Source organism: Caballeronia insecticola (genome assembly GCF_000402035.1).
GTDB lineage: Bacteria > Pseudomonadota > Gammaproteobacteria > Burkholderiales > Burkholderiaceae > Caballeronia > Caballeronia insecticola.
Genome location: NC_021294.1, coordinates 163114 through 176010, shown reverse-complemented (window position 1 = coordinate 176010; position 12897 = coordinate 163114). Strand labels below are relative to the sequence as shown.

13 protein-coding genes are annotated in these 12897 nt (G+C 61.4%); 2 read left to right on the top strand and 11 right to left on the bottom strand.

The window, feature by feature from the left end:
* Nucleotides 1–521 precede the first annotated feature (521 nt).
* The 11 genes from BRPE64_RS14895 to BRPE64_RS14845 form a co-directional block, all read right to left on the bottom strand.
* Complete coding sequence (locus tag BRPE64_RS14895; protein WP_016354266.1) at nucleotides 522–1754, bottom strand: YbfB/YjiJ family MFS transporter; 1233 nt, start codon at nucleotides 1752–1754, stop codon at nucleotides 522–524.
* 66 nt (nucleotides 1755–1820) lie between these two features.
* Nucleotides 1821–2435, bottom strand: coding sequence for a TetR/AcrR family transcriptional regulator (locus BRPE64_RS14890; RefSeq protein WP_016354265.1), 615 nt, complete (start codon nucleotides 2433–2435; stop codon nucleotides 1821–1823).
* A 191-nt stretch (nucleotides 2436–2626) separates the two neighbouring features.
* A complete protein-coding gene (locus tag BRPE64_RS14885; RefSeq protein WP_016354264.1) occupies nucleotides 2627–2935 on the bottom strand; it encodes an EthD family reductase in 309 nt (102 codons plus the stop codon).
* 33 nt (nucleotides 2936–2968) lie between these two features.
* Nucleotides 2969–3901, bottom strand: a complete 933-nt coding sequence (locus BRPE64_RS14880) for an MBL fold metallo-hydrolase (protein WP_051180436.1) — start codon at nucleotides 3899–3901, stop codon at nucleotides 2969–2971.
* Nucleotides 3898–4761: a quinoprotein dehydrogenase-associated SoxYZ-like carrier gene (locus BRPE64_RS14875; RefSeq protein ID WP_044042250.1), complete on the bottom strand. Its 864-nt coding sequence runs from the start codon at nucleotides 4759–4761 to the stop codon at nucleotides 3898–3900. Before BRPE64_RS14875 ends, BRPE64_RS14880 begins: the two co-directional genes overlap by 4 nt.
* A 25-nt stretch (nucleotides 4762–4786) precedes the next feature.
* Nucleotides 4787–5719, bottom strand: coding sequence for a quinoprotein relay system zinc metallohydrolase 2 (locus tag BRPE64_RS14870; protein ID WP_016354261.1), 933 nt, complete (start codon nucleotides 5717–5719; stop codon nucleotides 4787–4789).
* Nucleotides 5716–6690, bottom strand: a complete 975-nt coding sequence (locus BRPE64_RS14865; protein WP_044042651.1) for a LysR family transcriptional regulator — start codon at nucleotides 6688–6690, stop codon at nucleotides 5716–5718. The genes BRPE64_RS14870 and BRPE64_RS14865 overlap by 4 nt, the downstream gene beginning before the upstream one ends.
* Before the next feature lie 48 nt (nucleotides 6691–6738).
* Nucleotides 6739–7509: a hypothetical protein gene (locus BRPE64_RS14860; protein WP_016354259.1), complete on the bottom strand. Its 771-nt coding sequence runs from the start codon at nucleotides 7507–7509 to the stop codon at nucleotides 6739–6741.
* Nucleotides 7506–8417 carry a substrate-binding domain-containing protein gene (locus tag BRPE64_RS14855; protein WP_044042249.1) on the bottom strand — a complete coding sequence of 304 codons (912 nt, stop codon included), beginning with the start codon at nucleotides 8415–8417 and terminating at the stop codon, nucleotides 7506–7508. The genes BRPE64_RS14860 and BRPE64_RS14855 overlap by 4 nt, the downstream gene beginning before the upstream one ends.
* 65 nt (nucleotides 8418–8482) lie before the next feature.
* Nucleotides 8483–8902 carry a c-type cytochrome gene (locus BRPE64_RS14850; protein ID WP_044042248.1) on the bottom strand — a complete coding sequence of 140 codons (420 nt, stop codon included), beginning with the start codon at nucleotides 8900–8902 and terminating at the stop codon, nucleotides 8483–8485.
* A 105-nt stretch (nucleotides 8903–9007) separates the two neighbouring features.
* A complete protein-coding gene (locus BRPE64_RS14845) occupies nucleotides 9008–10819 on the bottom strand; it encodes a methanol/ethanol family PQQ-dependent dehydrogenase (RefSeq protein ID WP_044042247.1) in 1812 nt (603 codons plus the stop codon).
* 416 nt (nucleotides 10820–11235) lie between these two features.
* Here BRPE64_RS14845 and BRPE64_RS14840 point away from each other — a divergent pair, with 416 nt between their 5' ends.
* Together BRPE64_RS14840 and BRPE64_RS14835 are read left to right on the top strand one after the other, a co-directional pair.
* The gene (locus BRPE64_RS14840) at nucleotides 11236–11613 is read left to right on the top strand and encodes a 4a-hydroxytetrahydrobiopterin dehydratase (RefSeq protein WP_016354255.1); all 378 of its coding nucleotides are present in this window, start codon (nucleotides 11236–11238) and stop codon (nucleotides 11611–11613) included.
* Between the two features lie 218 nt (nucleotides 11614–11831).
* Nucleotides 11832–12875: a beta-ribofuranosylaminobenzene 5'-phosphate synthase family protein gene (locus tag BRPE64_RS14835; protein WP_044042246.1), complete on the top strand. Its 1044-nt coding sequence runs from the start codon at nucleotides 11832–11834 to the stop codon at nucleotides 12873–12875.
* Nucleotides 12876–12897: the final 22 nt, after the last annotated feature.

Sequence of the window (12897 nt, the reverse complement as noted above, 5' to 3'; positions counted from 1 at the left end):
ACGACCACATTAAAACAACCCTGTTCAGAGACGCAGCCTACTGTTCCTGCAAGCGTCGGCGTATCCAGAATGGGGCCAATGTAGGTTTATTTTGGCTTACAAAAGCCCTGCATGGAGGCAAGAATTTATCCCGCTTCGGCTCGACCTATTTAGATTCAGTTAGTTATCCTATAACTTCCATTTGTTTTTCGTCCTTTTCCTAAGCCCATTTATCACTTTTCCAACTATTTCTAAGTATATGTTCCAAAAGTCGACGCTAGACAGCGTGGTGCTTACTGGCACTGCTATTGCGAACGTAGTTAGCGCCCAAGCCAAACGCGAAGCGTCGGGTTATTGACAATTGAGCGCGCCAAGGGTGTTGCCGGAGCCTGCGGTGGTCGCGATTTCACATTCGCTGTTTCAGCATGAACCGCCCCGCCGAGTCGATGAAGAGGTACCGCCATGCCGGATGATGGCCATTCCAGCGCAAGGGCGTTGCTAAGGTTATCGCCGGCTTCATGTGCGATTGCAACGCGAGAGGGCTAGCTAACCATGTACGCTCTACCCTTGCGATTCACAACAAGATCCGCCATGAACGCCATCGCCAACGCAAACGCCCCGCACGCGAAAATCAGCGCGTAGTTGTTATGCGTATGCGAGAACAGGAACGAATAGCCATAACCCGCAAGCGCCTGACACAATGCAAACGCCGATGTCGCCCGGCTCCACGCCGCGCGCTGCTCCGTGTGATCGTGCGGCAGGAGTTCGTGCACGCGACCGAGCGCGAGCGGCACGATACCCGTCGTTGAAACACCGAGCGCGACGGTCGCCACGCCGATCGCATAGGCATTCGCCGACAACGCCAGCAACACCGCCGCGCACGCCTGCAACAGAAGCACGAAACGATAGGCCATGCCGAAGCCGATGCGATCGCCCGCATTGCCGCAAATGAGCGGCCCGAAGACCGCCGCGATGCCATACAGCACCCAGTAACTCGCGCCCACATCGGCGCCGCGCCCATAGCCTCGCGCGATGCAATCGACGAGCAGAATCATCACAGGCACGAGGCCGAGCGCATTCGCCGCATACTGCGCGTACAGCAATCGCAGACGCGCGCCGCCAAGCTGGCTTGCATGCGTCGTTGCGGATGACACCGTGACTGCCGGCGGATTCGCAGCGGGCCAGCCGAACCACGCGAGCGCGGTCAGGACGAGCGAGAACACGCCGAGACCGATCCACGTATCGTGCAAGCCGTAATGCAGCAGCTTCGGAATCAACGTACCTGATGCCGCAATGCCGAAGCCCAGCCCGACGAAAATCATGCCGCTTGCAAAGCCGCGCCGTGCGGGCGGCATGTGAGGCAGGATCGTCGTCGCGACGAGCACCATGATCGCGCCGCCCGACAGCCCCGACAAAAAGCGCCACGCAAAGAACCATGTGATCGATAACGGAAACGCGCAGCCGAAGAACGCGGCCGTCACGATCGCCATCAAAAGACGCAGCGCGTGGCGGTTCGTGAGCATGTTCGCAATCGCGCGGCCAAAAACCGCGCCCGCGAAATAGCCCGCGAAATTGGCGGCGCCGAGCGTCACTGCCTGCGACGACGTGAACCAGTGCGCCTCGATCAGCGGCGGAATCAGCGGCGTATAAGCGAAGCGCGCGAGTCCGATCGCGACCAGGCTCGCGCAGAAGCCCGCCAGTATCGCGAACAGCGCGCGCGCATCGAGTGAAGAAGGTTGATCGGCGCGCACGGCCGATATCGTTTGATCTGACATAAAAACGACTCCATGCGGCCGGGTGCAATTGCACGCGGCCGGATAACGGATTGTGAGGATCGAGGCTTAGCGCTTGCCCGCAAACGAGCCCAATGGCGGCAGCTTCAGCATGGCGAGCGTCGGGGCGACTGCGCCGCTCAGCAACGCAGGTTTGGGATCGACGCGCGCGAGCACGCGCACGCCGAGAAGCACGGCCAGCAGACTGGTCGCGGCGGCATCGGCGGACATGACGCGTTCGATGTCGCCGCTCTTCAGGCCCGCCTTCATGCAACGTTCGAAGAACGCACGCATCAGCGACATCTCTTCCGCGATGAGTTCGCGAAACGCTTCGTCCTCGTGCGACACGCCGAGCGCCGCGTTCACCAGCATGCAGCCGCGCCGATGCTCGTCGGACAGCGAGCGTTCGATAACCTCGCGGAAGAACGCGGTGATAGCGCGGGACGGCGTCAGCGACGATTCGAGCCGTTGAATGCGCTCGCGCAACGTGTGTTCGAGATAGTGATCGAGCGCGCGCAAAAACAGCGCGCGTTTGTCGCCGAAAGCGTTATAGAGGCTCGGTTGCGTCAAGCCCGTGTACTGCACGAGGTCGCGCGTGGACACGCCGTCGTAGCCGTGTGTCCAGAACGCGTCGGCAACAGCATCGAGCACGCTGTCCTCGTCGAAATTGCGCGGTCGCGCCATGATCTCGCTCCATCGAATCGGAATACCGATGTTTTATATCGTTCGATACAAAACAGATTATATATCGATAGATACAAAACCGCGCGGTATCTCCATACGGGGATGCGGGTCTTGCCGGGAGCGGGACATCGACTGAAGAATGACGAGGCGCTTCGAAGACGCGCGTGCGTCCTCGAAGGCGTAGATGGCGTTCAGGCTTGCTTGGTATCGAACATCAGCAACTCGACGCCTGCCTGCGCGAAGTTAGCGAGATCGGCTGCCGTCTTCTGGCCTTCGGGCGAGCCGAGCGCGGTCTTGATCGCTTCGAGCGAATCGAACTTCAGCAGCGCAACGAGATGATAGGGTGAATCGCCCGATGCGACGGCCACCGGCCCCGCACTGATCTCATAGCTTCGCAGCCCCGGCAGGGTCTTCGCGAGCGGCGCATGAGTGGATGCGTAGTAATCGTCGAATGCCTTCGTGTCGGTCGGGTTCTTGTAGAGCGCTATGAGATGGGCCATCGTCGTGTCTCCTGTTGGTTGTACGGCGTCAAGTCACTGCTTTTCCAGTTGCAGATAGATGCGCTGCACGTTCTGCGGCTGCGCGATCGAATAGATCTTGTAGTTCGTGAACGCGGGCACCTGTACCGTATGCATCGCTTCGGTCAGTCCGAGGCCGTTCTTGTACGCACGCTTCACCGATGCATCGAGTTCGCGCAGATAGACGCCCGTCTGCATGATGTCCTCGCCGCGCAAGGGCGCGCCGAAGCCGGGCACCACGGTCTTGAGATCGAGCGCGCGCAGGTTCTCCAGCGCGGCAAGCCAGCCGGAAATCTGCTCGTTGCGCAACTCGGGAATGCGTCCGTTCGAGACAAGTCCGCCCGCGAAGAGCACACCGGTCTGCGTGTCGAGAATGGCAAGATCGCCCGGCGTGCTTGCCGGTCCGAAATGCAACAGTTGCAGCTTGCGCCCGCCGCTTTCGATTTCCGTGGTGCCGTTGATGGTCTGATCAGGCACGGTCACGCGCGAGCCCGCCATCTCATCTTCGCCGAGCGTCTTGCGCAGATTCGCGAGACAGATCGAACAGCGTTCGCGAATCAATTGCGCTGCGCGCGCGTGCGCAAGAATCGGCACGCCTTCATCGCGGAACGCGGCCGCGCCGAACACGAACTCGGGCGCCTGATGCGTGATGATGACGAGCTTCACCGGCAACGGCGTCACCTTGCGGATCGCTTCGATCATCGCGCGGCCATAGCGGTATGACGAGCCAGTATCAATCACCGTCACGCCATCCGTCCCGACGATAAAGCCGTTGTTCGCCACGATGCCGTGATTCGCAGGCGCGACCGCGTCGTTGTCGCCGATCAACGCATACACGCCCGGCGCGATCGCGACCGGTGCGGGCATGCCGCTCAACACGGCGTGGGCGAAACCGCTGGCCGCGAGAAGCAGCACGCACAGGAGTGCTCGCAGGCAGCCCCGCGTCATTTCATCGCCGATGTCTGCGCGCCGGGCCGCGCGTCGACCGCCACCGCGCCATCGAAGCGCTTGTTCTTCGTGTCCTCGATATGCGCCTTCAGTTCACCGCTGCCGCTCGGGACGAAGTAGAAGCGGAAGTTCGGGTTCTCGCTGATCGAAAAGTTGACGTTCGCGATCATCACCGGCTTGTCGGCGTAAGTCACTTCGATCTTGCGGATGAAGTAGGCGGTCGCATAATTGCGCGTGACCTGATTCATCGCCATGCCGGTGCGGTTCGGGTGGCGCACCATCACCTGCGCGAGTTCGGGCTTGCCGCTTACTGCCTGACCGTCCGTTTGCAGGCGCACTTGCCCGGCCGAACGCTCGGCCGCGTCTTCGTCCTTGTCGGCGGGCGCGGAGCAGCCGCCCGATGCCTTCACGAAACGAATCGCGCTATACAGGTGTCCGTCGTTCGTTTCCGCAACCACGCGCATGAAGGTGTAGTCCTCCACCCGCACGCGTGTCTCGATGGTCGCAAGTCCCGACTCCGGCGAGAACTCGAACGAGCCTGCATAAGGCTCGGGATTCTCGTCGATGAAGAGATAAACCTTCTTGATGTAATGCGCGCTGCTTTGCGGAAACTGCGCATTGATCGCGATGGGCACGACGGAGGCGTCGGCGGCGCGCGCGGGTGCATCGAGCTTGATGACCGCATCGCCGTGCGGATCGATCGTGCGTCCCTTGAACGTGCCTTCCTTGAAGTCGAGCCAGCGCGGATTTTTGGCCGGGTCGTCGTCGGGCTGCGCCGCTTGCGCAACATAGGGCGCGAGCGCCGTGGCCAAGAGGCTCGCGAGCGCCATCCCGCGAATGTTGGACCATGCTGTGTTCATGATGTCCCTCCAGTGCGCCTCGGCGCTACTGCTCCCACTCCAGTTCCGCATACGCGGCCGTCACGTTGCGACGGTGATAGATGTCGAAGAGAAGCCATTTCTGCCCGTCATCCACGCCGATGCTGTCGACGGCCTGCTGAATCGTCTCGCCCTTCTTGATTGCCGCACGCACGTCGCGCGCCAGATCGGCGAGATAACGCGCTTCTGCGTCGAGCGATTGCGGCCACGGCGGATCGAGCGGACCGTGTCCCGGCACGACATGACGCGGATTCATCTGTCGAATGCGCGCGATATCGTCGAGCCAGCCGACGACGCTGCCATCCACGACCGGAATACAGCCGACAAAAAGCAGATCGCCGGTCCACAACGTGGCGCTCTTCTCATCGTATACCGTTAAATCGTTGTTCGTATGCGCCGTTTTCCAGGTGCGCAACGTAAGCGTCCGGCCGCCGAGATCGAGCGTGCCGATTCCGTCGATGGTGCGCGTCGGCGGGATGATTTCGCTGCCTTTCGCGGCCGCACCGAGTTCGCGATTCAGCGCGCGCATATAGTTGTCGGCGCGCGCCGCTTCCGCCTGCGCGAGCCTCACGCTGCCGACGAACTGCGGATGATCGTCCTTGAACGCCGCATTGCCGAAGATATGATCCGGATGCATGTGCGTGTTGATGACATAACACACCGGCAACGGCGTGACCGCGCGTATTGCGGTGCGCAAGGCGCGGCCTTCCGCCAGCGTGCCGCCTGTGTCGATCACGGCCACGCAGCGCGTCCCCACGATAAAGCCGACATTCGCGATATCGCCGCCATTCGCGGGTGTCGCGACATCGTCGTGGCCGCGATGCGCATAGTTGCCCGGCGCGATCTGCTGAACCGTCAGCGCGTTTTCCGCGCGCGCGATAGTTGCAGATGCAATCAGTATGACGAACGCAATCCGCCGCCATGCTGCTGCGAGATTCATCGCGTGCCGTCCGCTTCGGCGAGCCGTCTGGGCCGGCGCAGGCCGAACGGTGCGAATTCACGTTCGAGAAACGGCTCGGCGTGTTCGAGCAGGAAGCGTCGAAACGCGAGACAGGTCGGCGAAAGCTGCTTCGAGCGCGCATGCACGAGTTGCCATGTGCGTTCGACAGGCGTGCCGTTCACTTCGAGCACGGCGATCTCGCCGGTACGCAATTCAAGCCCGAGCGTATGCAACGAGATGAGGCTCACGCCCATGCCCGCCATCACGGCTTGCTTGATGGTCTCGTTGCTGCCAAGCGTGACGCTGCGCGCGGGCACGAAGAGGTTCTGGCGAAAGACGTGTTCAGCGACCATACGCGTGCCGGAGCCGGGCTCGCGCAGCAGAAAGGTATCGCCCGCCAGTTCCTGCAAGTCGAAGCCGTGCGCATGACGCAGCGGATGCGACAACGGCGCGACGATCACATGCGGGTGATAGGCGAGCGGCTCTGCCGTTGTGCCGAGTTCAGGCGGCGGACGCCCCATGATCGCGAGATCGGTCGCGTTGTCCTGCAACAGGCGCAAAAGCGTCTCGCGATTGCCCACGGAAAAATGCACATCGACTTTCGGATACTGCTGCGAGTAGAGCGCGAGCAGCTTCGGTGCGAAGTACGTTGCCGAACTGACGATGCTCACCGCAATCGAGCCGCTGTCGGCTTGCGTGAGCGACATCATCGCGTCTTCGGCATCCTTGATCTCGCCGAGAATCCGACTCGCATGATGCGATAGCCGTTCGCCGGCTTCAGTGAGCGCAAGACGGCGCGCAACCCGTTCGAACAACGGCAGACCGATGGCTTCTTCCAGCTGACGGATTTGCATCGATACCGCGGGCTGCGTGAGATGCAGTTCCTCGGCGGCGCGCGCAAAGCTCGGACAGCGGCTCGCGATCACGAAGATCTGCAACTGGCGCAGCGTCAGGGAACGGATGAAGTTCACGGCGTCGGGTGCCTCGCACAAGATGCTCAAGCTAAGGCAAACGCGCCCTCATCGGCTGGCCCGGGGTGCATTGGATGACTTGACCGGCGCGCCGCCAGGCGGACTCAGGTTCTTGAGCGCGCCTTGAAAGGCCACGGTTTCCTTCATCATCGGATGCGCAAAATCGTTGCCTTCGCCGGGCACTTCGGTGCGAATCATGAGCAGACGTCCGGGCACGTCGTCGGCCACGACGAACGTATAGCGCTTGCCCAGATACTTGCCGAACCGCTCCGCGTTGGGATCGTTCAAATAAGGCTGAATGACGATCTGTTGTGCGTTCGCATGCTTGCCGAGACCGAGCGACTCGCTGGACACCGGCGTGATCGCCGGCCCCGCTGCGAGCGCCATGCGCACGCGCTGCTGGAAATAGCGCCGCTGGCCGCCCGTGAGCTGTTCCATCTCGGCGATATCGTGTTCGAGAAAATAGATGATCACCGGATTGCACGGCAGCCCGCCCGGCACGTTGACGCTGCCGGTGCGATCCGTCACACGCGCGTCGTTCTTGGCGTTGCCCGGACTCACAACGAGCACGCGCACAGTGTCGTTCACTTTCGACGGCGGCCCGGAATAATCCACCGCGTAGTCAAGTTCGGTCTGCGGCTCGACGCCCTTCAGGTGCGGCTGCATGAACAGCAGATTCTCGGCAGGCGCGATCTGAACGCCGGGCGCGGAAGCCGCGGGCGCGTCGGCGGCAAGCGAACTCGTTGCAGCCAGCGACATCGCGAAGCCTGCGCAAGCCAATGTCCACGCGCGAAGCGAAACCCCGTTCATTCGCTTCATTGCGCGGCCACCGGCTGCAACGGCAGCAACGGAACCTGATAGCTGGTCAGTATCTCGTCGATCTTCGGCTGATTCGATGCGATCCAGTTATCGACCTTGTCGCGCCACGCCTTCTCGCCATAGCGCACGCCCATCGAGATTTCATAGTCGAAGCGGATCGGCTGCCCGGCCGGGAACGGCACGAGGCGAACCTTGTTGTCTGAGCGATTGACGAAATAGCCCGCGATCGGCCCCCATACGAAAGCCGCATCGACGTTGCCCTTGACCAGATCCTGCTCGATCATCGCGCCCGGAAACGCTTCCGGATCGCCGCTCTGTCCTTGATATGAAACCGCCTGATTGATCAGGTCATGACTGAGCAGCCAGTCCACTGCCGGACTCTTCACGAAGATGCCGAGCTTCATCTTCTTCAACTGATCGGGCGGCAGGCTCATCAGGTCCGAAGGCGTCTTGATGCTCGCGTATTCGGGCTTGTTCGGGAACACCATCGCGTAGGTGGAATGCAGATATGGCCGCGTGGTCGCGGTGAGTTCATAACCTTTGGGCACGCCGATAATCAGATCGCACTTGAAGCGTTCGGTCTGCGGGACTTTATCGCGCAAGGTATTACGCACGAAGCCCATGCGTTGCGGCCAGTACGTGTATTCGATCTTGTAGCCGAAATCGCTCGCCATCTGGTTCGCGATCTTGTTCTCGAAGCCCTCGCCCTTCTGGTTCGAGAGCGGCATGTTGTTGGGGTCCGCGCATACGCGCAGCACGCCGTCCGCGCCATCGTTGTTGGGCAGGTTGGGCGGCGGCGCGGCCGCACCTTGCGCTACGGCCTGTTGCGCCGAGAACGTTGCGAGCGCCGCGCACAGTGCAACTGCGAATCGAAACGAAGCGGCGCGGCTTACATGACGATCAGACATCGACACACCTCCGGGTATGAAAGCAATCATCGGACGTCAGCCCGGCCATCGGGCACACGACGTCCTTATTTTGCATCGATCGCCTGCAAGTCGCCGGGATTGATCTTGCCGTCGGAGCGCCCCTTGAGATAGGCATAGAGGTTCTCCCAGTTCTTCTGCATCATCTGGCTCGTGCTGAAATCGGGCATGCCCTTGTCCACGCGTCCGCCAAACACAGTGCGATGAAATTCGTTCTTGTCCAGCGACTTGAAAGCGTCGATCAGCGACGGGCCGACCATACCTTCCTGCTTCGCCCCGTGACAACGTTCGCACGCAAGCGCGCGCCATGTCTTCCAGCCTTGCAGCGTGTCGCTGTCTACCTTGTTGCCGTCGACGACCTTATACGCGACCGGCTTCATCTGTCCCGAACTCGGCGCCGTCTGGGCAAATGAAGCGGAAGACGCAGCGAGCGCCATCGACAGCAGCAAGAGTGATCGGCCTTTCATACGTCTGACTCCTTGAACATGTCTTTTATTAGGGGGTTTTGCGGCGCGGCGGCCATTGCAGCCGCCGCGCCTTGCTGCGAGATCAATCATGAACTGCGATGTGCATCAACCACCCGGAATCGCGAACACGAAAAGCGTGCCGCCGAGGGCCGTGTACTTAGCGAGGTCCTTGTAGCCACCGACCGCGCCCAGGCCTTCCGTCGACTTCTCGAGACCCGCTGCCATGCCGATGCCGGCCCAGCCGCCAATGCCCGAATACACGCCGATGAACTGCTTGCCCTGGTATTGATAAGTGAACACGTTGCCGATAATCCCGGACGGCGTCTTGAACTTCCACAGCTCCTTGCCGTCCTTGATGCGCACTGCCTTGATGTAGCCTTCGAGCGTGCCGTAGAAGACCACGCCGCCGGCCGTGGCGAGCGCGCCCGACCACACCGAGAACTTCTCCGGCTTGGACCACACGATCTTGCCCTTGGCCGCATCCCATGCGATGAAGTTGCCCATCGCGCCCTTCTCGTTCGGGCCCGGATACATCGAGAGCGTTGCGCCGACGAACGGCTGACCCGACACGTAATCGACCTGGAACGGCTCGTAATCCATGCAGACGTGATTCGTCGGCACGAGGAACAGGCTCGAACCCGGATCGAACGCTGCCGGCTGCTGATCCTTCGAGCCGAGCGCCGCGGGGCAGATGTTCTTCACGTTGTGATCGGGACCGGCCTTTTGCGTCGAGTAGCTCGCGTTACGAATCGGCAGGCCGCTCTTCAGATCGACGCTGTCGGCCCAGTTCACCGCCGGGTCGTACTTCTGCGCGACGAGCAGTTCGCCCGTTTCGCGATTCAGCGTGTAGCCGAAGCCGTTGCGGTCGAAGTGAACGATCGCGGGCACTTTCTTGCCGCCGATGTTCAGGTCCGACAGGATCATCTCGTTGACGCCGTCATAGTCCCACTCGTCGTGAGGCGTCATCTGATAAGCCCACTTCGCTTTGCCGGTGTTCAGATCGCGAGCGAAGATCGTCATCGACCACTTGTTGTCGCCGGGACGTTGCGTCGGGTTCCATGTTCCGGGGTTGCCCGTGCCGTAGTAGATGAGATTCAACTTCGGATCCCATGCGTACCATCCCCACGTCGTGCCGCCGCCGTACTTCCACTGATCGCCCTGCCAGCTCTTGAGCGACGAGTCCGCGCCGACCGGCACCATCTTGCCGTCCGCCCAGGTCATCGTCGTTTGCGGGTCCATCAGCATTTCGCTGTCGGGGCCGACGCTATAGGCCTTCCAGACTTCCTTGCCGTCCTTGATGTTGTATGCGACGAGACGTCCGCGCACGCCGAACTCACCGCCCGAGATGCCGGTCAGCACCTTGTCGCCGAATACGTGCGGCGCGTTGGTGTTGGTTTCGCCCTTCTTCGGATCGCCGTTCTGCGCGGTCCATACGACGTCGCCGGTTTTAGCGTCGAGCGCGACGAGTTTGGTATCGGCTTGCTGGAGGAAGATCTTGCCGTCGCCATAAGCGAGACCGCGGTTGACCGTGTCGCAGCACATCACCGAGATGACTTGCTGATCCTGCTTGGGCTGGTATTGCCAGATGAAGGTCTGATCCTTCAGGTTGATGGCGATAACCTTGTTGGGAAACGGCGAGTGGATATACATCGTGTCGCCGATGACGAGCGGCGAACCCTCATGGCCGCGCAGCACACCAGTCGACATGGTCCAGGCAACCTGTAGCTTGCCGACGTTGTTTTCGTTGATTTGCTTGAGCGTGCTATAGCGGTGATTCGAATAATCGCCCGCTTGCGCCGCCCAGTTCGAGGGATTCTTGATCAGGCTGTCGAGCTGCGAGTCGGCCTGAGCGACGTAAGAATTCAGGCCCGCTGTCGCGACCACCGCCAGTCCAAGAACCAGGGTGCGTAAGTTCATGTCTCCTCCAGAATGGTGATGCCTCCGACCCAGGGATGACCACGCTACCGGGTTGCATCGTGCGCGCCTTCAAATGCAGGTAACGAGTTGCGCTTTGCCCGGTGCATTGCCGGACGCTTGCGTAGAGAGGCCATTTGCATATTCCATGCCGGTTTTGAGCATTTGCTTTAAATCGGGAATTTGGCGGGCACTGCTGTCGCGTGCAGACGAATCCACGTCGGATGGCGACACATACTGTGTCAAATACGCGAAAGAATGCGCGCGATGGAACACTTGAGGAACGGTTAAGCGGCGCGCGTGACATGACGCGTCGCAGCATGCTCCGCTTAGGGCTTTCGCTTAAGGGTTTTAAATGGTGAGCTTGCTTCGAGCGGCGCATACTTGATTGGTGTTTTCATCTTTCCGGAGGCGTCGCCATGGCTCAAACAGAAAAAGTCTATTCCGATGAAGAGGTCCAGCAGCGTCTGACCGGCGCCCTCAAGCACTGGTATCTCGAAGACGGCTGGCTCAGACGCAAGATCAAAACCGAAGGCTGGAAAGGCACGCTCATGGTGGTCAATACCGTGGGGCATTTGGCCGAAGCCGCCTGGCATCATCCGGACTTGACGGTGTCTTATGCGTTTGTCGTCGTCAAGCTCAAGACGCATTCGGCGAAAGGCATCACCGATAAAGACTTCGCGCTGGCTTCCAAGATCGAAGATGTCTTGCAGTGGCAACCCGCGAAGGAAGATGGTCCTCTCGAGGGCACGCCTTCCGATGATCAGCGGTTTCGGTATATCAAGTACGACGCTTGATGGCTTGCTTGCTCGTTTGTTTGTTCGTTCGTTGAATCCTGAATTCGCGTTGGTCTATTAGCGTTGCCCCTGTGCGGGGCGGCACGCTAATAAACCAACGCGAAAGCAAGTTCCTACGACCAACCCAAGCAAAAGCGAAGAAACAAAACCCCTTCCTGGTACAGGATTTGCCTAACTCCAAGGCCCAAAGGAAATCCGCCAACAGGAAGCCCACTTCGATGCAGACCTCCCCCGGACGCTTGTCGCCGCCCACGGCGATCACAGTGGAATCGCCTGCACGCCTGCATCTCGGCTTTATCGATCCGAACGGCTCGCTCGGCCGTGTATTCGGCAGCATGGGCCTCGCCATCGACACGCACGGCACGCGCATCACCGCGCGCCGCGCGCCGGGAGCGAGCCATCGCGCGAACATCGAAGGCGCGGTAAGCGACGCCCAACGCGAACGCATCGAGCAGCACCTCGCGAAGCTCGAAGCCGCGCTGGGTCCCGGCCCTGCAGTCGATATCGAACTACACGACGCACCGCGCGCTCACACGGGTCTGGGTTCCGGCACACAACTGGCGCTCGCGCTCGGCACCGCTTTCGCCCGCGTGCGCGGCCACGAAGCCACCACCGCCGACATCGCCCGCATGCTCGCGCGCGGCGCGCGCTCCGGCATCGGCATCCACGGATTCGATCATGGCGGCCTGCTCGTCGACGGCGGGCGCGACGCACGCAACGCGTCCGCGACAACGTTGCCGCCGCTCATCGCGAGACAGCCGTTTCCCGATGAATGGCGCGTCCTTCTCATCGACGATACCTCGCGCGAAGGCCTGCACGGCGACGAGGAAAAGCGCGGCCTCGCCTCGCTTGCGCCCTTTCCCGCGACGCTCGCCGCGCATCTGAGCCATCTCGTGTTGATGCGCGTGCTGCCCGCCGTCGCGGAACACGACTTCGACACCTTCGCCGACGCCCTCTGCGACCTGCAGCAAACCATCGGCGAATACTTCGCGCCCGTTCAAGGCGGCGTATTCGCGAGCCCCGCCGTCGCGCGCGCGCTCGAAGCCGTCGCGGCCGGGCAGAAGGCGGGCATCGGACAGACATCGTGGGGACCGGTCGGCTTCGCGTTCGTCGCGAGCGCGCAGGACGCCGAGCGAGCGCTTGCCGCTGCAAAACAAGCCTCGTCATACGCGCCGCTCACATTCACCATCGCGGCCGGCCGCAACCGCGGCGCCACGTGGCGCGCGGCCGAGCGGCGTCATCACGGCGTCAACGCGGCGTGAGGGCACGCACGAGCATGAGCGT

Excerpts from the sequence above, each read along its gene's own strand:
- BRPE64_RS14895 (WP_016354266.1), bottom strand. The coding sequence starts at position 1,754 with ATGTCAGATCAAACGATATCGGCCGTGCGCGCCGATCAACCTTCTTCA.
- BRPE64_RS14890 (WP_016354265.1), bottom strand. The coding sequence starts at position 2,435 with ATGGCGCGACCGCGCAATTTCGACGAGGACAGCGTGCTCGATGCTGTT.
- BRPE64_RS14885 (WP_016354264.1), bottom strand. The coding sequence starts at position 2,935 with ATGGCCCATCTCATAGCGCTCTACAAGAACCCGACCGACACGAAGGCA.
- BRPE64_RS14880 (WP_051180436.1), bottom strand. The coding sequence starts at position 3,901 with ATGACGCGGGGCTGCCTGCGAGCACTCCTGTGCGTGCTGCTTCTCGCG.
- BRPE64_RS14875 (WP_044042250.1), bottom strand. The coding sequence starts at position 4,761 with ATGAACACAGCATGGTCCAACATTCGCGGGATGGCGCTCGCGAGCCTC.
- BRPE64_RS14870 (WP_016354261.1), bottom strand. The coding sequence starts at position 5,719 with ATGAATCTCGCAGCAGCATGGCGGCGGATTGCGTTCGTCATACTGATT.
- BRPE64_RS14860 (WP_016354259.1), bottom strand. The coding sequence starts at position 7,509 with ATGAAGCGAATGAACGGGGTTTCGCTTCGCGCGTGGACATTGGCTTGC.
- BRPE64_RS14855 (WP_044042249.1), bottom strand. The coding sequence starts at position 8,417 with ATGTCTGATCGTCATGTAAGCCGCGCCGCTTCGTTTCGATTCGCAGTT.
- BRPE64_RS14850 (WP_044042248.1), bottom strand. The coding sequence starts at position 8,902 with ATGAAAGGCCGATCACTCTTGCTGCTGTCGATGGCGCTCGCTGCGTCT.
- BRPE64_RS14845 (WP_044042247.1), bottom strand. The coding sequence starts at position 10,819 with ATGAACTTACGCACCCTGGTTCTTGGACTGGCGGTGGTCGCGACAGCG.
- BRPE64_RS14840 (WP_016354255.1), top strand. The coding sequence starts at position 11,236 with ATGGCTCAAACAGAAAAAGTCTATTCCGATGAAGAGGTCCAGCAGCGT.
- BRPE64_RS14835 (WP_044042246.1), top strand. The coding sequence starts at position 11,832 with ATGCAGACCTCCCCCGGACGCTTGTCGCCGCCCACGGCGATCACAGTG.